Source organism: Ammoniphilus resinae (assembly GCF_017873965.1).
Lineage (GTDB): Bacteria > Bacillota > Bacilli > Aneurinibacillales > RAOX-1 > Ammoniphilus_A > Ammoniphilus_A resinae.
On record NZ_JAGGKT010000005.1, the window covers coordinates 65,113 to 90,834 of the forward strand.

Below are 25,722 nucleotides of genomic sequence, written 5' to 3' on the forward strand. Positions count from 1 at the left end.
TCGACAGGCTCCTACGGTCCGCTTAAGTGGGCAGGCGAACAAAGAATCCGCCGGGAAGTTCGCGGTTGCTTAAAACCCAAAAAAGTCCCGAACCTCTTTAACATAGCTGCGGCTAACAGGAATTTTCGATCCATCTTGGAGGATCAATTGATAAGCCCCGTTAAACCAAGGTTCGACCTCTGTAATATACTCCGTGTTGACGATAAAGCCCCTATGCACCCGCAGAAAGGAATAGTCCTCAAACTTGCGGGTCAGTTCGTAGAGAGGGATATCAACGGTATAGCTGTGGTCCAAAGTCTTAATAATGACTTGACGATTTTCGGTGCCGATGTAGGCAATTTTTCCGATATCCAGCAGAATAATTCGACCGTCAATCGAGATAGCTAACTTACTTTTTGATTTTTCCGATACGGCCTTATTCCCCACTTCTTTTGGCCTTACCTCCAACCACTGTTTTACTTTTTCGATCGTTTGTCGAATCCGCTCTTCGCTGAATGGCTTGGTAATGTAATCGACAGCATTTAATTCGAAAGCTTGTAAGGCGTACTCGTCATAAGCTGTGGCAAAGACAATGAAAGGGGGCTTTTCGAGTTCACCCACTTTCACCGCCAAATCCAGTCCAGTTCCCTCTGCCAAATGAATATCGAGGAAGAGAATGTCAGGCTCCAGCTGTTGAATTTCTGCAAAGGCTTCCTCCATGTCCTCGGCCTCCCCGATAATTTGAACAGGATTCACCCGAGAAAGCAGGTATTTCAATTCATCCCTTGCAAAGGGTTCATCTTCCACCAAATAGACCCGAATCATACGGACTCCCCTTCCACTGAAATAGGAATTTTTAGTTGGACAAACGTTCCCTGATAAGGCTCACTTTCAATCGACATTGAGGCCTCAGGTCCGTATATCCCCTTCAACCTTTCACGGATATTTTGCAGCGCGGTGCCTGTCCCTTTTACCGAAGGAATCGTTTGTTTCCCCAACAAATGAAGTTTTTCCTCGGGGATCCCACCCCCGTTGTCTCTTACGGTTATTTCGATATGACGACTATGGCGCTTAATATCAATTTCCACCAAAGCCTCTTCCTTTCGTTTGGCGAGTCCGTGACCAATGGCATTTTCGACCAGGGGCTGCAGCACAAAAGGTGGGATGGATACCCGCTCCAATCCGGGCTCAAGTTTCATTTTGAGGGTATAACGCCCTGGAAACCGCGCCTGTTCAAGCGACATAAATGCATGGACATGCTCAATTTCCTTTGCCAGGGGGATCAGCATTTGTCTTGCCCCTTGCAGATTACTTCGGAAATAAGTGCTTAAATTCAACAATAGCTGCCGGGCGAGCATCACATCGGTACGGCAGATGGCCACGATGGTATTGATCGCATTGAATAGAAAATGGGGATTCACCTGCGCCTGAAGAGCCTTAATTTCAGCATCTCGCAGAAGGTTGGCTTGTCTTTCGATCTCCCCTAATTCTAGCTGCGTGGAAATCAGTTTTGAAATTCCTTCTGCCAGCTCCTCATCCACACTGCCTAAACGATTTATCTTGGAAAAATACAAGATTAACGACCCCACTGTCTCTTCCCGCACAAACAAAGGAAGAGCGATCGCCGCCTGTAGCGGACACTGCGGATCGTGACAGCTAATTTCCTGCGGGGTGCGGGCGATGACCCTTTCGCCTTTTTGCAAAACCTGCTCGGTCATTTTAGTAATCAGCTGATCCGGAGAAAAATGATGGTCCTCCCCTGCACCAACATGGGCAATGACATGGGTTTGATCCGTAATGCTGATTGCATCTGCCTCCGAAAATTCCTGAATAATTTTGGCCGCCTCCCTACTCGACTGCTCGTTCAGCCCTTTACGGAAATAAGGCAATGTTTTATCAGCAATTAAAAAGGATGAACGGATTTGAAAAGCGCGTGTTTTCTCTTCTTCATCCAATACATTTTCAAATATCATAGTAAAGACCCAGCTTCCTAACGCATTGATGAGAATCAGCGGAATGGCGATGAGCTCGATCATTTCATGGGCGAGAGCATGTGGCCGAGAAAATAGGAAGACAAAACTCATATGGATAACCTCTACGAAAGCTCCAAGCAAAACAGCATGATAAGGTCTGATCCTTCCATCGCGTCGGAAATGCCGCCCAATCGCCCCCGCCAAAAATCCTGATAGAAGATAGGCGGAAAGGGTCGCCATACTTGTAAACTCCCCATTCAAAACACGTGGAATCGCAGTAATGAATCCAATCGTTAGTCCAACGAGAGGCCCGCCCATCAATCCTCCAATCACTATACCCGTAGGACGTGTGTTGGCGATGGACAGGTCATTGGGGGTTAAGGAAAAACCTTCCGGGATATTTTCCTGATGGACAACAACCCCGGTGTAACTGCTGAGAAAGTCAAGAAATCCAAACACAGCGATCATCAGGATTTTCGCCCGCTGGTCTGGTACCTGCTGAAAAGTTAAACGAAAAATCTTTAACCGAGTCATGACAAACGCGATCGTCACGATAATCGCCGTTTCTTCAATGAGCTGCAGAAGTAATCCCCACATGCCTGTCCCACCTCCTTTTTAACACCCATTTTCGCACAGGAAGGGGTTTATGCACAATAAAAAAACTGGGCGGCCGCTATAGTAGAACTTGAACCAGTATCGGGAGTTTTACGCTTTTCCTACATGAAAAAGAGAGCAACCTTTCAGTTGCCCCCTTACTTTGTCTGGTCTGATACTTTGACAAGCTGTTTGCCCAAATTTTCACCTTTGAACAAACCAAGAAACGCCTGCACCGTGTTTTCGAATCCCTCCACGATATTTTCTTGGTACTTAATACTTCCCTCTTTCACCCACCGAGCTAGCTCCGCTGCGCCTTCAGGGAATCGTTCGGCATAGTTTCCGACAATGAACCCTTTCATCATCGCGCTGCTGATTAGGATCTGCGACTGGATACGCGGCCCTACATCGGGTTCCTCTTGGTTGTAAAGGGAGATCTGCCCGCATACGGGGATCCTCGCCTGGAAATTGAGGAGGGACAAGGCTGCGTCGGAAATTTCTCCGCCGACATTATCAAAATAAACGTCTATCCCGTTTGGGCAGGCTGCTTGTAGTGCTTCTTGCAAATCGGTAGTTGTTTTATAGTTGATGGCGGCATCGAATTTTAGTTCGTTCAGCAAGTAATTGATTTTATTATCAGAACCCGCAATTCCAACGACCCGGCACCCTTTGAGCTTGGCGATTTGTCCCACCACCATTCCAACCGCTCCTGCCGCACCGGAAACAACCACGGTTTCATTAGGCTTCGGCTGGCCTATGTCTAAGAGCCCGAAATAAGCAGTTAACCCCGTCATCCCAAGGACTCCAAGGGCGGTGGTGATGGGAGCAATGCTTGGGTCAATCTTGCGGACTTGTTTGGGCATTACTATGGCGTGTGTTTGCCACCCTGTAGGCCCGACGACGAGATCCCCTGTTTGAAGCTCGGGAGTTTTCGATTCGATCACCTCACCTATGGCCCCTCCACCAATGGGCTCTTGTAGATTGTATGGTGGGACGTACGATTTTCGATCACTCATCCTTCCCCGCATATAGGGATCAACCGACAAATAGAGTGTGCGGATCAGGGCTTCTCCCTGGGCAGGTACCGGCATTGGCTGCTCCACTAGTTGGAAATTGTCTGTTGTCGGTATCCCTTTGGGTCGGGAGACTAAGAGGATTTGCTTGTTTTGGGTTTCTGGCATGGGACTAGCTCCTTCCTGTTTTAGTTAGGTTTCCTTTATTTGGAGGAAATTATTGGTGGGGGATGGCATTTTGACTGGGCTAGGGGTAATTGGCGAACTGGGTGGGGTTATGAAGAGCCTATTCATATTTCTCAAGGGGCGGGTTGGTCTTCACAAAAAAGGACACCCCCGGTGCCCTTTTCCCGACACTATCCTGCCTGAACACCACCCTCAGCCTGCTTCCTGGATGAAGGGGATAAGGTACTCCCATGGCCAACCACCACGCCCACAACGGAGATTGCCATCAAGACGATGAATAGCCAATGGAAGCCAAACATTAGGCTGACCATGACCGATGCACACATTCCCCCGATGTAACGGAAGGTTGAGTAGATTCCGGAAGCGACGCCGGACACGGTACGGGGGACAGATTGGAGGGAGGCATTTTGCATCGCTGACAATCCGATCCCGGCGCCTAGCCCGCCAAGTAACAAGACGAACGTCATATAGGCCGCCGCATGCAACCATAAAAAGCTGAGGTATCCCCCCGTTGCCATGACAGACAATAAAAAACTCAACATGATCATCCATCGGGTTCCCATCCGCTCAGAGATCTGGCCTCCTAACCAGGAGGATACCGACATCGATAAAGAAAATGCAAATAGCATCATCCCGACTTCTGGCAAGGTGTATCCAAATAAATTCTCGAGCATGATTGGCATGACGAGAATTGTGCTGTACATCACCGTATTGCTCAAAAGAATCGAGAGATTAGCACAGGTGAAAAGACGATTTCGGAACAGTACAAAGTCGATCAAAGGATAGGGACACCTTCGCTCTTGTAAGAAAAACAACACCAATGATACTAAGCAAAGCAGAACCGTCCAAAACGCGATATATTCCGGATGTGTCACCAACAAAACGAGCATCACCAGCGTACACCCCAAGAATAAGGAGCCTAGTAGGTCTAGTTGGGCTTCCCTTTGATTTGCTAGTTTAGGCAACAACCAAAAGCAGCCTCCCAAACAGACCAGAGCGAAAGGGATATTGACCCAAAAGATCGAAGTCCATCCCCACCAATCGATCAGATATGCCCCAAGCAACGGTCCCACAGCAGCCCCGATCCCCATGGAGAAGCCAAACACGCCAAGCGTTTTTGCCAATCTTTCCTTGGCAATTAGATAGCGCAAGATCGCGGTGGCATTCGGTGTGCAAAGAGCCCCACCCATCGCCTGCAGTCCGCGAAACAAAATCAGCCAAACCAAATTATCACTCACAATACAGAGAACAGAGGCGACTAAAAACAGCCCCATGCCGACCAGAAAAAGCCGACGATAGCCGTACATGTCTCCTAATTTCCCCGCCATCGGCTGGGTTACCGTCATAACGATCAAATAGACAGTGATGATCCAGGAGGCCTCCGCAAGTGAAACTCGCAATTCTTCGGCAATGATCGGCAGCCCGACGGCGATCATGGTGGAGTTGAGCGGAACGAGGAAGGTTCCAGTCAGAATCAAAAAGAGACACCAGCGCAGTTTAGCGCTTTCCAAAGGTAACCACTCCACTGGTTCCGTCTACTGTTACAAGATCGCCGTCCTTCAGGATCGAAGTGGCCACCCGACTGCCCACTACCGCAGGGATGCCGTACTCCCGGGCAACGGTTCCCGCATGGGAAAGAATCCCCCCAGCATCCGTGATCACGGCGCCAACGATCGAGAAAAGAACTGTCCAAGGTGGCGTGGTCGTGCGGCAAACTAACACATCCCCCTGCTTCACTTTGGAAAACTCCTCAGGTCCCTTCACCACTTTTACCACACCTGTATATATTCCTTGGGATGAGCCGTATCCGTTGAAGGTTTCATGGCTCACCTCTGGCTGTTTCGTACCAAAGATCCGTGAGATTATAGGATCCTCACCCATCCCGGCAGGAGGTTCTCCATAGAAGGGAGGGACCTTTTTCTGCTTATTTTCCTCGTGTGTGCGCTTGCGCTCGGCAATCACCTCTGCCTCTATCTTCTGTGTACCCGCTAAACATTTCACCAGTTCATCATAGTGCAGATAGAAAAGGTCATCGGTTTCCGTCAGCACTTGTTCCTGCACAAGCAGCTTTCCGACTTCCAACAAGAAAAGCCGCGATTTTGCCGGCAGCATGGCATCGATATAAAAATGGTGATCCTCGTCTAACCCCCAGCTATCCAAAGCCCACTGATAGAGTTGGACAAAAACTGCCTTTTTCTCGCCTTCCGGCATCCGCGATAAGGTTTGCTCATATTTTCTTTCCCTCTCTCGGACCCCCTTTGTAAACTCACCTTCAAAACTGTAATTCTTTTGGATATATTCGGAAAGCGTGGTCAGCACATGCTCTGGATTTTCCACCCAGGTTGGATCTAAAAATTCATGTGAATTTTGCGTCCGGTACCCGTACGCCTCAAGGAACAACTCTAACTTCGCCAAAAAAGCTTGCCCTGCTTCGGTTTCACTCAGCTTTGCCAGCCATTCTCCTGAAGGCTCCTTCAGTAATACCGCAGCCACCTCCGGCACCGCCTTCATCTGCTCCGCTAAGTTCCACAGCTCCCGATCTGTTTCCAACGTCTTATTCATTACCCCAGTGAGCAACTCATAAACAGCTGTCGCGTTCTCTTCCCCCGTCAGTTCTCCATAAAGAGATTCCAAAGCCATACAGAGTGCCGAACGCGGAGTGACGATTTCAAAATGGAGTTCCCAGGCCCTTTCATAAAAAGCATGAAGTTGCTGTACCAACTGCCTCGCCTGTTCCCTCGACAGAGGACCGCGACGGGCGTCGTCAAGCTGGTTATAAAAAGGCAGAAGCTCCTGATCAACATAATCAAACAGCACTTTTTTCATTACAGGGAAACGGGATTGGGCAAACTTCTGATGCTCCCCCAAACGCTCTTCAAAATTCCCAGGATAAGGAGGTGTCGCCTGGTAGGCACGGCCATCGGAATATTTCATTTTAAATTGAAGGACTGGTGATTTCACTGTTTCAAAGGCCTTTTTCGTCCCATGCGTCATCGCCGGGAGCATGTAGGAAGCGTAGAGCGGGCTGAGCGCATGTGCTAAGTGCACCTCGTCCTGCATCCAAAAGCCCTGCTTTTTGTCCTCTTCGCTTAGATAAAGCTGGTTTTGAAATTCATCCAATTGCGTCATCGATTTTTCCCCTTTGTTATGTAGTGATGGGTCTTACCTGGAGGATGTAAAGCTTCCCGTCCTGGATGGCAAATTCAATGTCCACCGCTGTGGAATACAGGCTCTCGATTCTTTTCGTCTCTTCTGTCAGGGCATGCACCTGGTCGTCGGAAAGGCAAAACTGCTGTTGTTCCGCCTCAGTTGTTTCCACCGTTTCCGTTCCCGCCGGACTGGAGATCATTTTCATCTCCTTAAACCCAAGTTCCTTTTGCACCGTACCGGTCGTTTTTTGCACGACAAACTGATCCGGGGTGACCAACCCTGATACAACAGCCTCTCCCAAGCCATAGCTGGCGTTCACAATGATCTCCCCCGTATTTCGCGTGACCGGGTTCATGCTGAAGATCACCCCCGCGACATCCGCCGAAACCATCTGTTGCACCAACACGCCCATCGGCATGGAGGAAAGATTCACCCTCTTTTGCATCGCATACTGCCTGACCCGAGGGGAGAAAAGTGACGCCCAACAGGCCTTGATCCTGTCCAGCACTTCGTTGAAGTGATGCACGTTCAAATAGGTCTCATATTGCCCCGCAAACGATGCCTCTTGCAAATCTTCGGCAGCGGAGGAGGAACGAACAGCCACAGATAAAGAAGATGGGAGGGCCCACTCTTGTAAGCGCTTGTAGGATTTAAAAAGCTCTCGCTTGATTCCTTCAGGGATCAACGATTGCTGCAGGAGTTGCGGAAATTCAGCTTCCCCGATGCGCTCGTTCAAATGATTTTCCTTTAGGAATAAATCGAGTGCTTCTGCACGAATCACAAATCCCCGCGGAACGGGAATATTCTGTTGGATTAACTGTGCCAAATGCCACGCCTTCGGACCTACCTGCCGCGCTTCGATCTGGCTTGCTGTTTCTAAGGGGATTGTATACACGGATGCCTCCTAAATCTTTACTGAAAATTTACAATAATTTTACCATGGAATTAGTAGGAATTCCATGCATGATTAGGACTTTTCTCATAATTTAATGTGATAACGCTTCTCCCCTATGAAAACCGCATCGACCAGTTCCCTTTTAATTTCGACTATGCTTTCCGTTCCTGCACTGGATTAGTTCTGCCAATATACTAACTGCAATCTCCTCCGGTCCTTCTGCTCCAATCTTGAGGCCCACGGGTGCATGGATCCAATCCGGGATAGGACTTGGGGAGAGCAATCTTTCGGTCCGCTGCTTAGAACCGAGAATGCCAAGGTAGTGTGGGGGATCTTTATGGCTTATGAAATGACGCAGGATCTGTTGGTCCCACTGAAAGTTGTGGGTCATGATGAGAACGTAGCTGTTTTTGGGTATCGAGTTCGCTCGTAAATAAAGATCTGGGAATTCGACGATCCGTTGTTCAGCATGTGGGAAGTACTTTTCGCTGCAACGATCACTACGCGGATCTATGAGGCATACGGAAAAGTCCACTTTGTCAGCATATTCCACGATTGGTTCGGCATCTGGTCCCGCTCCAAAAACGTAAAGACACTCTCTCGGCTGATATTGCTCCACAAACCTCGGGCTGTCTTCTGTTTCCTGCATAAAATACAGGATTTCCCCGTCCTCCCCCCACATGGTTGTTCCAGCTCCTACCAAACTTTTTTCGGAAATCACCGATACGCCTGCCAGCAATTTCTGCTCCACTTTGTCCCAACCACCGTTTTTCCAACTCGTTGCCTCTAAAAAAATATGGACGGTGCCATGGCATCCCGCCCCTTGTCCCCATGAAAGATCATCCTCACCTCTAAGATCATAGGTCATGGTTTTGCTTTGATTGGTGTGGAACACCTCTTTGGCACGGTGCATCAAATCCTCTTCAAGACAGCCCGCGCTTAGGATTCCATGTGTAGTTCCACTTTCATCGATGAGCATCTTTGCCCCTTCACGACGATAAGCCGATCCTTCCACACGAAAAATCGTCGCCATCACAAACCGCTCTGTTGGCCGCTTTTTCATAATTTCCAAGGCTCGAAGCAGGTCATTCATTGGTGTCTAGCCTCCTTCCCTTAATAAACGTCTATAATCATCAGGTGTATCAATATCTGGAGGGGACTCAAAACGACTTTCACAAGGAATGATGTAACGTTGATTCCTTTGAATGATGTTCTTGGCTCCCACGTCCCCTTTTAATTCACTTAACTGCTGGAAGTAAGAGCGTGAAAATAAGGTCGGGTGTCCCATCTGTCCGTCTTTATATTTCGTTTGGAAAATGAGGGTTTGCTTCGGCTCATAGCTGCGTTGAAAGTTGTTCAGGACGTGGTTGAGATCCTCCGTGTGGATTTGCGGCTGGTCTGCTAGGAGGATGAGTGCGGCTTTTGCTGAAAGTGGCAGGGTTTGGATCGCGAGCGCTATACTGTTTCCTATCCCTAGATGTGGAGTGGGGTTTTCAATGGGCTGGCAGGGATAATGGAGGGTGAGTTGCTTTAGTTTTGGATTGGATTGCGGAAGAACGACCCGAATTCCCTCAAGAGGAAGTGCTGCTGTTTTTATTAATATGTGCTCCAAGATGGGCCTTCCTTTCCAGGGGAGCAAAAGTTTGGGCTGCCCCATCCGCATAGCGTTTCCGCTAGCCAGTATGATACCGTATACGCCTGTGCCCATTTTACGAAGAACATCCTTTCATCACCGGATTCTATAGCACCATTTTATGCGCATAAAAGCTATCTATTCTAAGAAGACTAGGATTAGGAAAATCAAGGAGGGAACCGGCGTGCAGCAGCAACAACAGGCGCAAGATCAGGCGCAGCAGGGTCAAAGCCAAAGCCAAGCGCAAAGTTATCAAGAGCAAAAATTACAGCAACAACAGCAGCAAGCACAGCTTGATCAGCCCCAACTTCAACAGCAGTTTCAGCAACTGAAAACGCAGGCCTCACAGTCGATGCAACAGGCCGTGTCTACACTGCAGCAAAGCGGTTCCGCATATAACACACAGGCTATGCAACAAGCCACAATGGAACTACAACAAGCGACGCAACAGCTGAACCAGATGCAAGGTCTGGCCGTTTCTTATTCGACAACAGCACAGCAAAAGCAACTTGAACAAGTCCAGCAGCAAATTGAGCAGGCATCACAGACCCTTTCGTTGATAGATTCATTGAACACCCAGAATAACAGTTTTAAGAAAGGGTAATTGGCTAGGACGGTCCCCTACCTAAGTGGTGGGGATTTTTTTGTGGATATGGAATGGCCTATGGATGGGAGGATATGTTGAGGAGAGCTGTGGCCGCTATCCCTTTTGTGCAGGTGAGAGACTTTGCGAGGGTATGCGTCACTCTTCCCATTGTTCAGGTAGAACGGCCTTAAAGGGTGTTTATCCCTGGATTCCCTTTGCCACCCTTTACTGGTGATGCTAAAAGGGACCCAGGAGACCTTATTGGATTTAAATCCCCCTCTTTTTAGGGAGATGTGGACTCAGATGACCTTATTGGGTATAAATCCTTTGATATTTGGTGCTTAACGATTAAATAGCGGCCTTTGAGTCCGGATTGCCCTTGAATTTATGGTATTTAGCTTGAATAGGGGCTCTACGGTCCGCTCAATTTTATGATTGAAACCAAGGGGCCTTATTCTTTCAATTCCTTTTCCACAGGTGTCTGCCCCGACTAGGATTTACCAATTCAGGGGGGCGGCCCCCCGTTCACACTAATTTTAGCTAGAATAACTCATCACCTGTCACATTCCTACGCATTCCCCGAGGCCCGCACCACGGACTGGACTGCCTCTTTTATCTCTTGGTAACCGGTGCAGCGGCAGAGGTTAGAGCACATCCACTCTTCGATCACTTCATCACTGGCGTTGGGGTGTTCGGTGGCGAGGGCGTGGCAGTTCAGGATAAAACCGGGGGTGCAGAAACCGCATTGAATCGCCCAGTTGTCGACAAAGGCTTGCTGGATTGGGGAGCCCATCAGCCCCTCGATCGTCATCAACGACTGGTCGCACGACTCAATCGCAAGAGACAAGCAGGAATGGATCGGCTTCCCATCGGCTAAAACAGTGCAGGCACCACAATCGCCGTTTTCGCAAGACCGTTTGGCCCCGCTTAACCCCAGCTGTTCCCGTAAAATATCCAAAAGGGTATCCCCGGAACGAACCATCACTTCATGGGAATCCCCGTTAACATGCAGCTCGATGACGGTTTTTGATTTGCCATTTGAGATCATTTTTGTGCCCACTCCAATGCATCGATAGTTTCTTGCACCACATTCCTAAACACGAATTCGCGATACCCAGCAGACCCGTGCAGATCATCGAGGATCGCTGCAGGCAGCTTCCCCACCACTTGCTTTAGCTGCTCCTTACGGGCAAAAGTGGTGTTATTGACCACTTCCTCAATCTCCCCCAGCCGAAAAGGATACTCACATATTCCACTAAAAGCCATCCGGATCTCTTTGTCCTTCACCAAAGCAGCTACCGAAACGAGCGGGTAGTCGACTTTCGATTGTTTGGTTTTTTTCAAGTGCACATAGGGCAAATCCAGGTACTCCTTATCGACTAAGATTTGCAAAAGGAATTCCCCCTGCTCCAGATTAAGTTGTTTATCGAAAACATCACTTAACGAGACCACCCGCTCGCCTTCCCCCTTCATCCCGCCGGCTACCCTCACCTTGCAATCCGCTAACAAAAGCGGCAAAACACCCTCTCGGTAAGACAGACGACTCCCCAGATTTCCCCCGATCGTGATTTTGTTGCGAGAGTTATGATCTGCGACCCCTCTCACCGTTTGAGCAAGCAGAGGAAACAACCTAGATTCCGCTATCTGATTGAGAGTAACAGCAGACCCAACGATGAATTGGTCCCCTTGCATTTCAAGAACCTGCACCTCAGGGATTCCCTTCAAATCAATCACTGCATCAGCCGAAATCTGGTTTACCCGGGCCAAAGTAATAAATTCTGTCCCCCCGCTATAATAAACAACGGATTTCTTTTGCTCCTGGAGGGTCCGATAGGTTTCGCAGGCTTCTGCCACGGTGGCCGGTTTATAATATTCAAAGTCAAATGGGATCATAGCTCCTCCTCCTTGCCCTGTTTCGCTTGCCAGATCAATTCGGGGATAAGGGGCAGATGATTCAGCTCCACCCCAGCCGCCGTCGATAAGCTATTGCCCAAAGCAGCCGCTGCACCAATCACACCATATTCCCCGATCCCACGGGCACCGTACGGTCCATCGATGTTGGGCGTTTCGATAAAGTCAACAAGATACTCTTCTGGTTGCTCGCCAAAGCGCATAATTTTATAGGTACGCAGCTGCGGATTTCGGACAATCCCCTGTTGGTCAAAAATAAATCCTTCACTGCTGGCAAAGCTAAGCCCTAGGGACATGCCGCCGCGCATTTGCTGGGTGGCCATCATCGGATTTATAATGGTGCCGCCATCCAGGACGGTGATAGCCTTTAAAATTTTATAGGTATAATCCTTTGGATCCCATTCCACCTCCACCGCTTGGGCGCCAACAGACCACCAGGGCCCTGGTTTACCGAACCCAGTATTTTCATCCATAGGCGTCAAATGCCGCTGCACGTACTTCCCACTCCCTATAATTTGCCCCTCCACGGTATGGCCGTTGGGATACTTGTAGCCGAGCGCGATATCCTTGATTTGCACCCCGTATTCGGGATTGGCCTTCAAATAGACGCGACCTCCACCCACATCGAGATCTTCCGGTGAGCACTGCATGGCGATCCCCGCTGTCTTTTTCAATTGTCGAATCGCATCCTCCGCAGCAGCAAGCACTGCGCGCCCGGCCAAAAACGTCGTACTGCTCGCCACCGTCCGCCATTGATGGGGATCGTACTGGGAATTCAGTTCCATCGTCACATGGATGTCTTTCAAGTCCATTTTCAATTTTTCTGCGAGGATTTGCGCTAAAACGGTCTTTGCCCCCTGTCCCACCTCAATCGCCGCACAGTTTAGATTCACACTGCCATCTGCCTCAAACGTGAGCACCGTTCCGGCCTGTGCATTTGTCGCGGTGGTTGAGGTTTTCCAAAACAGACTGATCCCTTTGGAGCGTACCTTTCTTTCCCCGGTTTCTCGCCTTTGGCCTTGATCCCACTGGATTAGTTCTTTTGCCCGCTCAATACATTTTGCCGCGTCACCAATATTATTGGCATCAAGTAACGTTTGGGTCGGGGACGTATCGCCCGGTTTGATGGTGTTTAGCAAACGAAAACGAATGGGATCGAGGTTTAACTTTCTCGCCAATTGGTCCATCGTCCGTTCCACTGCAAAAGTCAGCTCAGGATGACCATACCCCCGAAACGATGTCGCAAAGGGATGGTTTGTGTACATACAGTAGGAGTCACACCAGACGTTCGGGATGTTGTATGGGCCGGTGCAATCAAGGGCTGCCGCACGTGTAATCCCTGCCGCCTGGTCCGTGTACGCTCCCGAATCAACCAAAAACGTATATTTCCCGGCGACCAACTTTCCCTCTTTGGTGGCCCCAAGTGAAATGGTTGCTTTTAGCCCGATATGACAAGGAGAAGTGATCATATCCTCTTCGCGGCTATTTTCCAATTTCACCAGTTTTCCGCCGACCGCCTTGGATGCCAAATAAGCAAGTGGCTCGAGTTGCACCGTCCCTTTTCCACCGAAAGCTCCGCCCACCAAAGGCGCATGAACAACAATATTGCCGACAGCAATATTGAAGAACTGATTGAATACCTTTTTAATTGTAAAAGGAGACTGGGTACAGGAATGGACAACGACTTTTCCTGAAGGAGTGATCTCCACCCGGGTACTGCGGGTTTCCATCGCTACATGATCGGTCAGGTTAAAGGAATACGTAGCCTCAAATATTTCCTCACAGCTCAACCATGCCGTTTGGAAGTCGCCTTTGCGGATTTTAATATGACTTCCAATATTTGTCCCCGGTACCGGATAGACGTTGCTGATAATTTTCATATATTGACTGGAATTTTCATGTACCAACGGAGCACCGGTTTCAAACGCCTGCTGAACCGAATTGACTACGGGCAGCGGCTGATACTCCACCTGCACCTTTTGCACCGCCTGCTTCGCCTGGTATTCATGATCCGCCACGACGATCGCGACCGGTTCCCCGTAATATCGGACTTTTTCCCAAGCCAAAGGAGGACGGTCCGCCAAAATTGGACCAATATGAAAAGGAAACATCTCCCCTGTCACAATCGCCCGCACTCCCGGGACTTTCCAGGCTTCCTCCGTATGAATGGAAAGGATCTTGGCATGCGCATGCGTGCTGGTCACAAGTTTGGCATGCAGCAATCCAGGCATCGCAAAATCTCCGATATATTTAACCGTTCCCGCTGCTTTTTCCACCGCATCGATTCTTTGTTCAGGATTGCCAACTGATTTCCAGCCCTGATTCGTTGTCATCTATAATCCTCCTGGAGAAAAACATTCGTATTCTAAGATTTATATTTTCCTGATTATGGGAGGGTATGCAGGAGGGAGGATTCAAACTTTTTAGTTTTTATGAAACAATTTTCGATATATAATAATTCAGTGTAACAATAGAAAATAATTACGTTCCCCACGAAAGGTGACCCAAATGATTTTTATCATAATCAACATGATCTCGATTGGTTTTCAAACGATGATTTATATGACTCGGCCGATCATTTCCCTTTATGCCTCTGATTTAGGAGCAGGCACTTTAAACATTGGGCTGTTGACGGCGGCCTATTCTTTTCTCCCGCTTTTTTTGGCAATTCACGCAGGAAAGGTCGCGGATAGGATTGGGGACCGCTTGCCGGTGCTGTTCGGTTCCCTTGGATTATTCATTGGACTAGCTTTTCCTTTTCTATTCGCTTCCTTGTGGGCTCTTTATCTATCACAAGCAATCATCGGAATCTCTTATATTTTCGTGAATATTTCCTTGCAAAATGTCCTGGGACATGCAACGACTCCGCAGACTCGGGACCATCATTTTGGGATTTTTTCAATGATGGTTGCTGTGGCCGGAGTGATTGGGCCGGTTATTGGCGGCTATATCAGTGAACACTTTTCCCATCAGGCTGTGTTTATGGTAGCGATTATATTGGGACTTCTTCCTTTGTTGGTTGCTTTTCGTCTGCCTAACAGTCCACGTCAAAAGGTGGTAGCTGGGGGGAAATCTGAACAGGCAGCCGGCAGCGGTAGTAGCCCATTTACTCTATTAAAACTCCCGTTACTGCGGAGCGCCTTGATTTCTAGTGCATTGGTGCTCTATTCGAGGGATATCTTTATCGCCTATTTTCCTTTATATGCCAGTCAGATGGGTGTCTCCACTTCGGCAATCGGATGGATTCTTGCCGTCCAAGGGATGGCGATGGTCGCCGTGAGGTTTTTCCTGGGGCGGATCACAGAGTCGTTCGACAGAAACCAGATTTTGTTGACTTCCATCCTTATCGCAGGCGTTTCCTTCTTGGTGTTCCCTGTGACGAACCAGGTGTTTCTTTTTGGAGTATTGAGTGCTCTGATGGGGGCAGGACTCGGTTGTGGACAGCCGCTTTCGATGACAACCACCTATAATGCATCTCCAGCGTCAAGGACCGGTGAGGTTCTTGGACTCAGGCTGGCTACCAACCGGCTTTCCCAGTTTATTGCCCCCATGTTCTTTGGATTGATTGGGTCCTGGGTCGGGCTCGTCTCAATTTTTTATCTGAGCGGCAGCTTTTTGATTGGCGGGGCATTTTTGTCTAGGACGAAACCTCAGAAGAATGACTAATTTTTGAGTCGATCTAAGGGGCCACTCTATGCGATTGCGACTCAACTGCGGTGAAAACAGGGTCGCATGTCTGAATCAGGCCGGAATTCGGACTCAAATTCGGAAAAAAGGGGGCCGACTGTCTGAATCAGACCAGAATTCGGACTCAAATTCAGAAAAAAGGGGGCTGCCTGTCTGAATCAGGCCGGAATTCGGACTCAAATTCGAAAAAAGAGGGGCTCCCTGTCTGAATCAGGCCGGAATTCGGACTCAAATTCGAAAAAAGAGGGGCTCCCTGTCTGAATCAGGCCGGAATTCGTACTCCGCTTGCCTATTTGAACTAGTGGCCCGGTTCTAAAGCGAAAGGAAACCGAGCCATCAAATTCCTCATCCCATACTTTCCACCTTTTCTTCCCTTTTCCTTATAACACTAGGCTTCCGATTGATAAAATAGATGCTCATCACAATCATGACCAACCCAACCAAAAGAAACAATGATAATTCCTCTCCCAAAAAGAGAGTACCCATCGTGATCGCCACAAGCGGAATTAAAAAAGTGTAAGATGATACTTTACTTGCCTCCCCCGAGCCGATCAAGAGGAAGAATACCCACCAGCCTGCAGCAATCACAAAGATTGAGATAAAAAGCAGTATGAACACAAAAGGCAACTGCCATGCAATATCTGCCCAGCTTTCCGCAAACGATCCGCTCCCTGTCAAAAGGATCCCACCAATAGTAAGCTGCAAAGCTACCAAACAAATGGGGTCCACACCCTCGCATGCTTTTTTCACATACACCGTTCCAATCGCCCAGCAAAGCGAAGTGCCTAGCGCCAACAGGATGCCCACCGCTGATATTTGCCCCGCAAGCCCATTAATACTTATCACAGCTACACCTGAAAATCCGAGGAATAAACCTAGGATTTTCAGTGCGGTCATCGACTCGCCAAGCCAGATCGAAGAGAATATACCAACTAACACGGGCTGAAGGAAAACGATCACAGAAAACAACCCGGATGATAGATAGTTTAGCCCGACTGTTTGAAGCCCATAAAACAAAGCGATATTAAAAACAGAAGCAATCAAATATTTATTCCAATTTTCGCGCCAACGTATTTGCTTCGATCGAAGCATTAAAAAAGGCAACAGGGCAACTCCGCCAAGCAGTGTTCTCAAACCTGCAAACAGCAAGGGTGGCGAGTAGGATAAAGCGATCTTGGCCAGCGGCCAATTTAACCCCCAAACGAAAACCAGAAAAGCAATAAAAAGGGCAGATCTGCCCTTTAATGTTTTTGTCTCCATATCCCCTCTTATTCGTGCAACTGACGTCGATCTATTACGGATTTGCAGCAAGGACATTCCTCGGCTCCCGTAGTTGACGAAATTCCTAAATCGAAACCGGTAACCTCGCTAATTCCTGCCGGCAGTTGAATCCGTTCTTTAACAGAATGACAGGCAATGACCCCATCTTTTTCGATATGTAAAATACGGTCGTGACCGGGGATGACCCGCGTTACGCGATCCTTGATGTTTTCAATGGTCTGTTTGCTAACCTTCGTATCCCACGCCATTGGGACATTCCCTGTTTGAAGCTCGACGATATTTTTCACTGCATCGGAGGCAATCAGAGTTGTCGGCATGCTTTCATCCTCGATCAGCAAAGACATCAACCCCGGCGTATGCCCAGGTGTATAGATTGACCTAATCCCTTCGGCAATCAACATTTCCGATTCCATAAACTTCAATCGCCCGGTCTTCTCTAAATGAGAAAAATAGTATTCCGGAACCGCCCAATCCCCCGAACCGCCTGTTACATATTCCGCTTCTATCCTTGATAACAGATACGTAGCTTTGGGAAAAAGGTGGGCATTGATAATATGGTCATAGTGAAAATGGCTAAGAAAGACGGTATCTATTTCTTCCATCTTTACATTGATTTGAGCTAATCGTTTGGGAATCTCCGGGGCATCACCGAAAGATCCCGTATCCACTAAAATTTTTTGTTTCCCGGTAGATATATAAATCATACTGCTCCACCCTAGAAACCCGCGTTGAAGCTTTCCTGGGAACCCTTGAAAAAGAACTTTAATCTCCATCTGATCTCCTCCAACCTTATTTTATTGTGCTTGGCAGCCATAATGCTAAATCGGGGAAGGCAATTAATATAGCGACCATGACTAACATGATCAATACGTAAGGAATAACTCCTTTAACGACCTCACTAATTTTACTTTCGGGATCGATACTCTGAATGACAAATAAATTCAATCCCATCGGTGGTGTAATTTGCCCTAACTCGATAAGAATGACTAGAACAATTCCAAACCAGATCGGATCGTATCCTGCTTGAACAATCAAAGGAAAAATCAAAGGAATCGTCAACAGCATCATTGATGGTCCATCCATCACACAACCTAAAATAATATAGATTAAGCAAACTACAAGGAGCAATCCTAGAGGTGAGAAGCCCATGTCGGCAACCCAGGTGGTCAATTCACGGTTAATTCCTGAACTAACGATGGCAAAGGAAAAGATTTGCGCACCAATCATAATAAAGACAATCATTGTCGTTGTTTTAATCGCATTTTTGGCGGCTAGGACGATTTTTTTTACGTTAAGATGACCAAGATACCGTCCAATAATTAGCGAAAGAAAGGAGCCGACTGCGGCCGATTCGGTAGGAGTAATTTTCCCCGTATACAAGCTGCCAAGAATAATTACCATGAGCGCAACTAGCGGCAGAATCCCTTTTAACGATTCTAGAAAAGAAATATCTGTGGAGAAATCGTCTTTGACCCTATTCTTTTTAATTAGCGTTACGGAGAGTGTGTACAGAATAAAAAGCAAGGTTAAAACTATTCCCGGGACAACCGCAGCAGAGAAAAGCCGAATAACAGATTCCTCTGTGATCGAGCCGTACAAAATTAAAACAATACTAGGTGGAATTAAAATTCCTAGTGTACCACCCGAAGCAATCGATCCATAGATCAGTTCCTTACGGTACCCCCGCTTTTTCATTTCAGGAATAGCTGCTGAACCGATTCCTGCCGCCGTTGCTACACTAGACCCACTAATAGCAGAAAACAAACTGCTGGCAATGATATTAGAATGAAGCAGCCCGCCTGGAACAGGCTTTAACCATTTGGCAATGGAAGTATAAAATTTTGTGCTGATTCCACTGGCGAGAATGATTTCCCCCATGAACAAGAACAAGGGGATGGCTGTTAAAATAAAATCATTGGTTGTGTTCCAACTGATATTACTTATAGTTTTGACCATTTTGATTTGACCTGATAGTACAATTCCTAATAACCCTGTGATCCCGAGCGAGATAGCGATCCATACCCCTGGAATCAAAAAGGTAAACATAATAACGACCAAAACCACCAAAGACATGCCCCATTCCATTAAGCCTTACCCCCTACCTTTTTTAAAATGACGAGCACTAAGTAGAGGCAAAAGCCAATGAGCCCGATCGACATAGATAACTGAGGAATATACAATAACGTTTGAATATAGGAGAACGATTTGCTTTCTAATTGGTAGGATGAAATATTGAGTTTCACAATATAGTAGGTCAGTGTAGACGAGTAGATAAAGACAATAATTAAAAAGATCAGATCGATCGTTGACTTGAATTTCCCTGTATACTTTGAATAGAAAGCTTCTACTCTAACAAAACTTTCACTATCAAAAGAGTAGATTAATCCTAAAAAGACCATGGCAACCATTAAATAACCTGCCATCTCATCGACAACCAAGAAGGAAAACTGAAAAAATGTTCGCGCGGTAATCTCCACCATTACCATCAATACCATAAGAAATAAGGCCGCAACTGAGAGCGTTATGGAGGCTGACTTTAACCGCTGGATCATGGAGTCTATCAATTTAAATCACCTCTAATCATCAAAGTGGAAGAGAATGGAAACGGCTAGGTGCCGAAACCATTCTCTTATTTTTTTATTTATTAAGCTTCTCTCTTACTTTTTGCAATGCTTCCTCAGCATCTGGGCCTTTTTCCTTGGCCCATTCCGTCCAATAAGGAATGGATTGGTTAATCATTTCTTTCACTTCATCTTGCGGAGCGTCTACAATTTTCATTCCTGCATCTGTCAGATGCTTTTTGCTTTGCTCTTCAATATCCTGCATTCTTTGTTTTACTTTTCCTTGATAGTCGTTAGATACTTCATCCAAAACAGCCCTTACATCGTCTGACAGTGAATCATAAGCTTGTTGATTGACAATGACGTAAGAAGGTGGAGTCTGCAAGCCGATCATATAACCCCAGTCAAGAAAATCGTTCCACTTGGACCCTTCGATATTGAGAGCAGCGGTAATGACCGCGTCAGCCATTCCCCTTTGCACAGCGGCGGGAACTTCTGCAGTAACCAAGCTTACAGGTGAACCTCCAAGGCCTTCGGCAAAGACAGATTGCTCAGGGCTCTGGGAACGGATCTTTGTTCCTTTCATATCACCCAGCGAAGAAATGAGATCCCCTTTTCCCCATAGGTTTTGAGGCGGCCAAGGATAGTAATACAGCATTTTTGTACCGAATTTACTCAAATCTTTTTCAACATAGGGTTTAAGTACTTCCATCGTCTCATCGAGTTGATCAAAGTTTTCTACTAAATACGGCAGGTTAGGCAATGCACCGGCGCCCAGATCCCCAGCAATGAAGAAGGAAATTGGGTCTGACATTTGTACGCTATTATCACCTGTTACACGGACAAATTCATCTACTTTATAAGGCAATTCTCCAGCAGGTCGAACCGTAATGTCCAACTTTCCATTCGTCTTTTTCCGAACCTCATCGGCAAAATCCGTTGCTAACACCCCCATCGGGTGTGTTAAACCAACAAAAATGGCAAAATCCCATTTAATCGATTCGGCATTATCACTTGAATTAGGCTTGTCACCATTACTTACATTTCCTGAAGTGGTCCCACCTCCACAGGCAGTCAATAGAACAAACATGAGAGACAGCACAAGTGTCATAGATCTCTTCATCAATTTCATAATCATTACCCCCTTTTTATTAGCTGAAATAGCGTTTTGGATTGTCACTTAAGATCGTGTTTATTTGCTCCATGGTTACCCCCTTTTCTCGTAAACTTGGAATCACCCCGTTAAAAATATAGAGAGGGTTCCAGTTTTTAATGGAGTCCTTGGGGAAAGGCATTCTTCCCATATAATGACAGACAGAGTCACAAGAGATCATGAGTTGGTTGCTATACCCCATGTGAATCAGACCTGTCAACGTTCCTATTCTCATTTCGTCCTTGGCAAAAAAGTTATTTCCAAACCGATCAAAGCCAACATAAGCCCCTTTTTCCATAATCCCCACATGATAGCTTAGGTCGTGGTTGGCACAGCAATGACCAATCAAACATTTATCGGATGCTACACCGAATTGATTAAATAAGCGAACTTGTTCAAGCCCCATCGTCCCTTTTTCCGTATGGGTTATGATCGATAATCCCGACTGCGCGGCTGCCATACTAGCAGCTGTTAAACATTTCTCTTCGTAATCGGTGATTACGTTATAGCCTGTTGCTGCTTTAATAATTCCTGGGCGAATCCCGGTTTCCCCAATGCCATCCTCGACTTCTTTTAGATAGATTTCTAAAATTTGCTCTGTAGAAAGACGGCGAATGGCCAGTAAATTCCCTCTTTCCTCCAGATCAAACCCTGTCGAACAAACGATATAGACGCCCGACAGTTGCGAGACTTCCGCCATAAATTCCGGATCCCTGCCAAGTTCCATTGGACAGGGGTCAACAATACAGTTAACACCGTGACTTTTTAATTCACTTAATAGGTCAACTGCCCTTTTTAACACTTCTTCCTTTATGTATTTCGGAGAGAATGGATCGAGGTGCCATCCAGCATAACCAATTTTCAGATGTTCGTGCATCAAAACATATTTGAGTTGGGAGATCTCTATCTCTCCCGTAACCGTTCTAATTTTTTTCATCCTCATCCCCCTCGGCTAAGATCTGATTTCATCCTCTTTCATTCCCAATGACTATCCATGTTCCAGGTTCGCCACTCGTTGTTTTGCAAGTGCTTTCTCATCGATTGTCTGGCTTTTCTGCTATCTCTTTCTTCAATGGCCTGGATGATTGCTGCATGCTCTTCCACCCCCTCCATGGAACGACCGGGAATTTCCATGGATTTTAACTTACTTTGTTTAATCCCCTCTTTAAGAACACTGGAGATTGAATTAAAAAGTTTGATGAAAATGGCATTTGATGTGGAGAGAAAAAGGAGTTTATGAAATTCGAAATCTTCATCAATCCCGACGGCGCCCTTTTTAACAGCTGATAACAAAGCTTCATTGCTTTTCTTTAGATTGGTTAAATCCTCCGCGGTAGCACTCTGAGCTGCTAATGAGGCCGCCTCCACTTCCAATCCCCTCCGTAAAGCAAAAACATCCATTAAGTTCAAATCATTTATAAGAAGCATAGACAATATGGGAGTAATCACTATGCTGCTCGGCGGGTTGCAAATAATTGCACCTATGCCGGGTTTACTTTGGACCAGTCCACTTGTCTTCAAGACACGCAAGGCCTCTCGGACAACACTCTTACTTACAGAAAAGTAGTTTGCTAACTCTGATTCCGATGGAAGTCTGTCTCCCGGCTTTAAATTGTTTTCTTTAATCAATCTCTCAATTTCTTTGATCACCTGATCTGTGTACGTGTTCCCGCCAATCTTGTTTGGTTTCATTTTGTATTCCTCGTCTATTTAGTAATCACTCGCTTTTTCAGTTTTTTTGATTTTAAGCATTTTCGTTTTTCATAACATCTGATGACTTGTATTAATTATATAAACATTGTGTAAATATAGTCAACATCGTTAATTAAAATACTTATATTATTTTGTAGATTCTAACTTAATGGTGATAAAAAGGTGAACCTTAAGGTATCAGACGTTCGAATTCGGCTTAATACAAATAAAGGGCCTCCACCAACTATACAGTTGGTAGAAGCCCTTCCTATTTTTTCATATTCTTCCTATGTCTTTGTAATAAAAGTAAAAGCTACTGAGCGAGCGAAACTAGTGGGGTTGAATAGCACAATGATCCAGTCGCGGTCATTCTGGGAGTAACTGCTGACTGGGGTGGCGACAAATTGGGTGTTATTCGCGATCCACCATCCACCGCTAATGGTTTTTTGGCTTCCGCCAAAGAAGGTGAAGGTGTAAAATTGGTTGGCGCCTATAGTACGGAAAAAAACATAACGGAAGAATCCACCGCCTAAATCTTGCTTGATTTTGGCATCCTTTGCCGAGACAGAAACCTTTTTGTGTTTAACGCCTGCTTTTAAACCTTTCAATGCTCTTTTTTTCATATTTATCCCTCCTGTCTACCCATAGTAAATGCAAGAGGGTCGTGGGTCGTATAGGTTTCTATTCTGGTTGATTTGTTGATTTTTTAGGAATTCTCCCCTGATTTTGGAGAAATGGAATCCTTCGATTCATTCGCATGATTTGACGCCTCCACCTTTGTTCCGTTCTGCCCTAGTCAATCCCATCTCTCCTCAACGGGAAGTTCGTGCTGTTTGTATACGACCTCATCGAACAGATTGGGGGAGATAATTGGTTTATTGGGTTCAGGCACTTGCTGTTGTTGGGGCTGCGGATTGATGAAAGATGATGGGTGCATCATTTTTAGTTCCTGCAGTAATAGGTTTTGCTCGGCCAGCTGTTTTTGAAAGGGGTACAGAATTTGCTCCAGTTCGCCAACGGTCACCGGTTTGGCTTGTTTCGTCAGTTCGTAGCCAAGTTCTCCGCTGATTTCGATGGTTGCTGTTTTCACATCGGCAAAAGAGGTAATCCCCTTTTCCCGCAATTTGGCTTCCAATTGGTCCACAGTCAGGCGCAGTTTTTTTAGGTTTTTATGTTGTACAGTGCCGTTTCGGATGACGAGGGAGGCTTTTCCCATGATCCATTTTTCCAGGGTGTCATATTTCAGGGAAAGAAATTGTACGAGTATTAATAGGGATACAAAAATGCACAAAATAATAATTGTCTTCATCACGCCATGATCGGGCATTGCGTGTCCGATCATCGACGCCATCGCCAGCAGGGTGATAATTTCTAGTCCGGTCATTTCTCCTACGGTCTTCTTTCCGAGGATTCGGATCAGCACAAAACCCACGGACAGCATCACAATTGCGTGCCAAATAAAATTCATCCGTTCTTCCACCCCTTTCCTGAGAACATTTTCCTTTTCTATCGTGTCTCGAATGCCTCAAAAACATACAGCAATAACCCTTTTCCCATGCTTTAATTATCATCACTAAGATGGTGTTTAAATTATATTTGTATTATGTTATATTCAAATATACAGAGATACAAAAATAAAACAGTGGAGAAGGATGGTTCATGCGGGAGAAATGGTTTTTTACGGGGAGATATCGCGGGTACTCTTTACACGGCTTTCAAAAGGATCTGTTGTCAGGGCTTGTCGTGGGGGTGATCGCAATCCCATTGGGGATGGCGTTTGCCATTGCCTCAGGAGTGAAACCTGAGTACGGGATCTACACCACGATTATTGCCGGGATCCTGATCTCACTTTGCGGCGGGTCCAAATTTCAAATTGGTGGCCCGACGGGTGCGTTTATTCCAATTTTGCTTGGCGTTGTATTGACCTACGGGTATGAAAATCTTTTAATCGCTGGGTTTATGGCCGGGATTATTTTGATCTTAATGGGGATTTTCAAAATGGGATCCTTGATCAAATTTATTCCAAAGCCAGTTACGATTGGGTTTACATCAGGAATCGCGGTGATTATTTTTTCCGGTCAAATTGCAAACTTCCTAGGCCTTACCGGCGTAAAAAGCCACGAATGGTTCCTGCTCAATATCCAGGAGATCATTGTCCATTTTCATACCATAAGTGTTTACAGTGTACTCACAGCAGGAATTTGTCTTGTCACGCTCATCCTGACACCCAAGTTCGCGCCAAAAGTGCCAGGTCCACTGATCGGTTTGCTGCTTTCAACCATTGTGGCATCTGTGTTTTATCCCACTCATGTAGCAACCATCGGTTCCACCTTTGGTGATATTCCCAGTACCCTGCCAAAATTTGCACTGCCTGAGATCACCATAGAAAAGGTCGTGCAGTTGATTCAACCCGCTTTTGTGATTGCCATCCTTGGGGCGATTGAATCGTTATTGTCTGCGGTGGTTGCCGATGGCATGACGAATAGCCGCCATCATAGCAACCGGGAGTTGGTCGGTCAAGGAATTGCCAACGTCATCACTCCCCTATTCGGCGGAATCCCAGCTACAGGGGCGATTGCGAGAACCGCAACGAATATTAAAAATGGAGCGGTATCCCCGATGTCCGGGATTGTGCATGGGGTCATGGTGCTGTTTGTTTTGCTTCTGTTTGCTCCTTATGCCTCAAGTATCCCGCTTGCCAGCATGGCGCCGATTCTGATGGTCGTCGCCTGGAATATGAGTGAACGACATGTATTCATGCACCTGTTGAAAACCAAAACTGCAGACTCACTCGTGCTCGTTGTCACCTTTTTGCTCACGGTGTTGGTCAACTTGACGGTTGCCGTTGAAGTGGGGTTGGTGCTGGCTGTCGTACTATTTACCAAACAGATGAGCGAATTGTTAGTCGCGGCCAAAGCCCTGCCGAATCCGCAGGATAAACAACAACGAATCGCGACCCACATGGTCACAGATTCCCGTGATTGTCCGCAAATCAGTATTTATAATGTCGAAGGTCCCTTGTTTTTTGGTGCAGCGCAAACATTCGAGCAGTCGATCATGTCTGCAATTAACTATAAACCGCGCGTCCTGTTTTTGCGCATGGGAAAAGTGCCTTTTATGGATACCACCGGGGCATCACATCTAATTAGTATTATTCGGGATTTCTCGAAGCACGGAACCATCGTAATATCCGGGGTGAAGCCACAACCGAAAAGTGTGTTGAAAAAAATGGGCGTTTATGAGTTGATCGGTGAAGATCACTTTTTCGAGCATTCTGGTGAAGCCTTAAACTTTGCACTCCAACATCTTAATAGAGAGAAATGCTTGGGCTGCAAACATTTTGCTTTTCGGGAATGCACTTCCCTCTCAGGTGCTTTTGACTCTCGTCCAGAAGTGAGGGAACCGATCACGCGTTGAAAGGAGGGCCG

23 protein-coding genes are annotated in these 25,722 nt (G+C 46.7%); 3 read left to right on the forward strand and 20 right to left on the reverse strand.

Going from position 1 to position 25,722, the window contains the following annotated elements:
- Positions 1-69: 69 nt before the first annotated feature.
- The 8 genes from J2Z37_RS10325 to J2Z37_RS10360 all read right to left on the reverse strand — a co-directional run bounded on the left by J2Z37_RS10325 (position 70) and on the right by J2Z37_RS10360 (position 9,498).
- Entirely contained in the window at positions 70-804 is a 735-nt protein-coding gene (locus J2Z37_RS10325) for a LytR/AlgR family response regulator transcription factor (RefSeq protein ID WP_209810181.1), read from the reverse strand.
- Positions 801-2,549: a sensor histidine kinase gene (locus J2Z37_RS10330; RefSeq protein ID WP_209810182.1), complete on the reverse strand. Its 1,749-nt coding sequence runs from the start codon at positions 2,547-2,549 to the stop codon at positions 801-803. Before J2Z37_RS10330 ends, J2Z37_RS10325 begins: the two co-directional genes overlap by 4 nt.
- Before the next feature lie 155 nt (positions 2,550-2,704).
- Positions 2,705-3,727, reverse strand: a complete 1,023-nt coding sequence (locus J2Z37_RS10335; protein WP_209810183.1) for an NADP-dependent oxidoreductase — start codon at positions 3,725-3,727, stop codon at positions 2,705-2,707.
- A 188-nt stretch (positions 3,728-3,915) separates the two neighbouring features.
- Positions 3,916-5,256, reverse strand: a complete 1,341-nt coding sequence (locus J2Z37_RS10340; protein WP_245203722.1) for an MFS transporter — start codon at positions 5,254-5,256, stop codon at positions 3,916-3,918.
- Positions 5,243-6,874: a PEP-utilizing enzyme gene (locus J2Z37_RS10345; protein WP_209810184.1), complete on the reverse strand. Its 1,632-nt coding sequence runs from the start codon at positions 6,872-6,874 to the stop codon at positions 5,243-5,245. The genes J2Z37_RS10340 and J2Z37_RS10345 overlap by 14 nt, the downstream gene beginning before the upstream one ends.
- Before the next feature lie 16 nt (positions 6,875-6,890).
- Positions 6,891-7,790, reverse strand: coding sequence for a PEP/pyruvate-binding domain-containing protein (locus tag J2Z37_RS10350; RefSeq protein ID WP_209810185.1), 900 nt, complete (start codon positions 7,788-7,790; stop codon positions 6,891-6,893).
- Positions 7,791-7,932: 142 nt separating this feature from the next.
- A complete protein-coding gene (locus J2Z37_RS10355) occupies positions 7,933-8,883 on the reverse strand; it encodes an XdhC family protein (RefSeq protein ID WP_209810186.1) in 951 nt (316 codons plus the stop codon).
- Positions 8,884-8,889: 6 nt separating this feature from the next.
- The gene (locus J2Z37_RS10360; RefSeq protein ID WP_209810187.1) at positions 8,890-9,498 is read right to left on the reverse strand and encodes a nucleotidyltransferase family protein; all 609 of its coding nucleotides are present in this window, start codon (positions 9,496-9,498) and stop codon (positions 8,890-8,892) included.
- A 109-nt stretch (positions 9,499-9,607) separates the two neighbouring features.
- Between J2Z37_RS10360 and J2Z37_RS10365 the strand changes: the two genes are divergently transcribed.
- The gene (locus J2Z37_RS10365; protein WP_209810188.1) at positions 9,608-10,027 is read left to right on the forward strand and encodes a hypothetical protein; all 420 of its coding nucleotides are present in this window, start codon (positions 9,608-9,610) and stop codon (positions 10,025-10,027) included.
- 550 nt (positions 10,028-10,577) lie between these two features.
- Here J2Z37_RS10365 and J2Z37_RS10370 read toward each other — a convergent pair.
- From J2Z37_RS10370 to J2Z37_RS10380, 3 genes are read right to left on the reverse strand one after another with little or no spacing between them, the layout of a single operon-like run.
- Positions 10,578-11,057 carry a (2Fe-2S)-binding protein gene (locus J2Z37_RS10370; protein WP_209810189.1) on the reverse strand — a complete coding sequence of 160 codons (480 nt, stop codon included), beginning with the start codon at positions 11,055-11,057 and terminating at the stop codon, positions 10,578-10,580.
- Positions 11,054-11,902 (reverse strand): FAD binding domain-containing protein, encoded by an 849-nt coding sequence (locus J2Z37_RS10375; protein ID WP_209810190.1) that lies wholly within the window; start codon positions 11,900-11,902, stop codon positions 11,054-11,056. The genes J2Z37_RS10370 and J2Z37_RS10375 overlap by 4 nt, the downstream gene beginning before the upstream one ends.
- Positions 11,899-14,253 (reverse strand): xanthine dehydrogenase family protein molybdopterin-binding subunit, encoded by a 2,355-nt coding sequence (locus tag J2Z37_RS10380; RefSeq protein WP_209810191.1) that lies wholly within the window; start codon positions 14,251-14,253, stop codon positions 11,899-11,901. The genes J2Z37_RS10375 and J2Z37_RS10380 overlap by 4 nt, the downstream gene beginning before the upstream one ends.
- A 175-nt stretch (positions 14,254-14,428) precedes the next feature.
- On the opposite strand from J2Z37_RS10380, the gene J2Z37_RS10385 reads away from it, so the two are divergent.
- Positions 14,429-15,586, forward strand: a complete 1,158-nt coding sequence (locus tag J2Z37_RS10385) for an MFS transporter (protein ID WP_209810192.1) — start codon at positions 14,429-14,431, stop codon at positions 15,584-15,586.
- Positions 15,587-15,952: 366 nt separating this feature from the next.
- On the opposite strand, the gene J2Z37_RS10390 is transcribed toward J2Z37_RS10385, so the two are convergent.
- The 9 genes from J2Z37_RS10390 to J2Z37_RS10430 form a co-directional block, all read right to left on the reverse strand.
- On the reverse strand, positions 15,953-16,867 hold the full coding sequence (locus J2Z37_RS10390; RefSeq protein ID WP_209810193.1) for a DMT family transporter: 915 nt from the start codon (positions 16,865-16,867) through the stop codon (positions 15,953-15,955).
- Positions 16,868-16,875: 8 nt separating this feature from the next.
- The gene (locus tag J2Z37_RS10395) at positions 16,876-17,661 is read right to left on the reverse strand and encodes an MBL fold metallo-hydrolase (RefSeq protein WP_209810194.1); all 786 of its coding nucleotides are present in this window, start codon (positions 17,659-17,661) and stop codon (positions 16,876-16,878) included.
- Between the two features lie 16 nt (positions 17,662-17,677).
- A complete protein-coding gene (locus J2Z37_RS10400) occupies positions 17,678-18,973 on the reverse strand; it encodes a TRAP transporter large permease (protein ID WP_209810195.1) in 1,296 nt (431 codons plus the stop codon).
- Positions 18,973-19,452: a TRAP transporter small permease gene (locus tag J2Z37_RS10405; protein WP_209810196.1), complete on the reverse strand. Its 480-nt coding sequence runs from the start codon at positions 19,450-19,452 to the stop codon at positions 18,973-18,975. Before J2Z37_RS10405 ends, J2Z37_RS10400 begins: the two co-directional genes overlap by 1 nt.
- A 73-nt stretch (positions 19,453-19,525) precedes the next feature.
- Positions 19,526-20,581 (reverse strand): TRAP transporter substrate-binding protein, encoded by a 1,056-nt coding sequence (locus J2Z37_RS10410; protein WP_209810197.1) that lies wholly within the window; start codon positions 20,579-20,581, stop codon positions 19,526-19,528.
- Positions 20,582-20,600: 19 nt separating this feature from the next.
- Positions 20,601-21,539, reverse strand: coding sequence for a phosphotriesterase family protein (locus J2Z37_RS10415; protein ID WP_209810198.1), 939 nt, complete (start codon positions 21,537-21,539; stop codon positions 20,601-20,603).
- Between the two features lie 38 nt (positions 21,540-21,577).
- Positions 21,578-22,294, reverse strand: a complete 717-nt coding sequence (locus J2Z37_RS10420; protein WP_209810199.1) for a FadR/GntR family transcriptional regulator — start codon at positions 22,292-22,294, stop codon at positions 21,578-21,580.
- Positions 22,295-22,581: 287 nt separating this feature from the next.
- Positions 22,582-22,917, reverse strand: coding sequence for a hypothetical protein (locus J2Z37_RS10425; protein WP_209810200.1), 336 nt, complete (start codon positions 22,915-22,917; stop codon positions 22,582-22,584).
- 173 nt (positions 22,918-23,090) lie between these two features.
- Positions 23,091-23,762: a DUF421 domain-containing protein gene (locus J2Z37_RS10430; RefSeq protein ID WP_209810201.1), complete on the reverse strand. Its 672-nt coding sequence runs from the start codon at positions 23,760-23,762 to the stop codon at positions 23,091-23,093.
- A gap of 191 nt (positions 23,763-23,953) precedes the next feature.
- Between J2Z37_RS10430 and J2Z37_RS10435 the strand changes: the two genes are divergently transcribed.
- Positions 23,954-25,711: a SulP family inorganic anion transporter gene (locus tag J2Z37_RS10435; RefSeq protein ID WP_209810202.1), complete on the forward strand. Its 1,758-nt coding sequence runs from the start codon at positions 23,954-23,956 to the stop codon at positions 25,709-25,711.
- The last annotated feature ends 11 nt before the right edge of the window (positions 25,712-25,722 follow it).

Excerpts from the sequence above, each read along its gene's own strand:
- J2Z37_RS10325 (WP_209810181.1), bottom strand. The coding sequence starts at position 804 with ATGATTCGGGTCTATTTGGTGGAAGATGAACCCTTTGCAAGGGATGAA.
- J2Z37_RS10330 (WP_209810182.1), bottom strand. The coding sequence starts at position 2,549 with ATGTGGGGATTACTTCTGCAGCTCATTGAAGAAACGGCGATTATCGTG.
- J2Z37_RS10335 (WP_209810183.1), bottom strand. The coding sequence starts at position 3,727 with ATGCCAGAAACCCAAAACAAGCAAATCCTCTTAGTCTCCCGACCCAAA.
- J2Z37_RS10345 (WP_209810184.1), bottom strand. The coding sequence starts at position 6,874 with ATGACGCAATTGGATGAATTTCAAAACCAGCTTTATCTAAGCGAAGAG.
- J2Z37_RS10355 (WP_209810186.1), bottom strand. The coding sequence starts at position 8,883 with ATGAATGACCTGCTTCGAGCCTTGGAAATTATGAAAAAGCGGCCAACA.
- J2Z37_RS10360 (WP_209810187.1), bottom strand. The coding sequence starts at position 9,498 with ATGGGCACAGGCGTATACGGTATCATACTGGCTAGCGGAAACGCTATG.
- J2Z37_RS10370 (WP_209810189.1), bottom strand. The coding sequence starts at position 11,057 with ATGATCTCAAATGGCAAATCAAAAACCGTCATCGAGCTGCATGTTAAC.
- J2Z37_RS10375 (WP_209810190.1), bottom strand. The coding sequence starts at position 11,902 with ATGATCCCATTTGACTTTGAATATTATAAACCGGCCACCGTGGCAGAA.
- J2Z37_RS10380 (WP_209810191.1), bottom strand. The coding sequence starts at position 14,253 with ATGACAACGAATCAGGGCTGGAAATCAGTTGGCAATCCTGAACAAAGA.
- J2Z37_RS10385 (WP_209810192.1), top strand. The coding sequence starts at position 14,429 with ATGATTTTTATCATAATCAACATGATCTCGATTGGTTTTCAAACGATG.
- J2Z37_RS10390 (WP_209810193.1), bottom strand. The coding sequence starts at position 16,867 with ATGGAGACAAAAACATTAAAGGGCAGATCTGCCCTTTTTATTGCTTTT.
- J2Z37_RS10395 (WP_209810194.1), bottom strand. The coding sequence starts at position 17,661 with ATGGAGATTAAAGTTCTTTTTCAAGGGTTCCCAGGAAAGCTTCAACGC.
- J2Z37_RS10400 (WP_209810195.1), bottom strand. The coding sequence starts at position 18,973 with ATGGAATGGGGCATGTCTTTGGTGGTTTTGGTCGTTATTATGTTTACC.
- J2Z37_RS10410 (WP_209810197.1), bottom strand. The coding sequence starts at position 20,581 with ATGAAATTGATGAAGAGATCTATGACACTTGTGCTGTCTCTCATGTTT.
- J2Z37_RS10415 (WP_209810198.1), bottom strand. The coding sequence starts at position 21,539 with ATGAAAAAAATTAGAACGGTTACGGGAGAGATAGAGATCTCCCAACTC.
- J2Z37_RS10420 (WP_209810199.1), bottom strand. The coding sequence starts at position 22,294 with ATGAAACCAAACAAGATTGGCGGGAACACGTACACAGATCAGGTGATC.
- J2Z37_RS10425 (WP_209810200.1), bottom strand. The coding sequence starts at position 22,917 with ATGAAAAAAAGAGCATTGAAAGGTTTAAAAGCAGGCGTTAAACACAAA.
- J2Z37_RS10430 (WP_209810201.1), bottom strand. The coding sequence starts at position 23,762 with ATGAATTTTATTTGGCACGCAATTGTGATGCTGTCCGTGGGTTTTGTG.
- J2Z37_RS10435 (WP_209810202.1), top strand. The coding sequence starts at position 23,954 with ATGCGGGAGAAATGGTTTTTTACGGGGAGATATCGCGGGTACTCTTTA.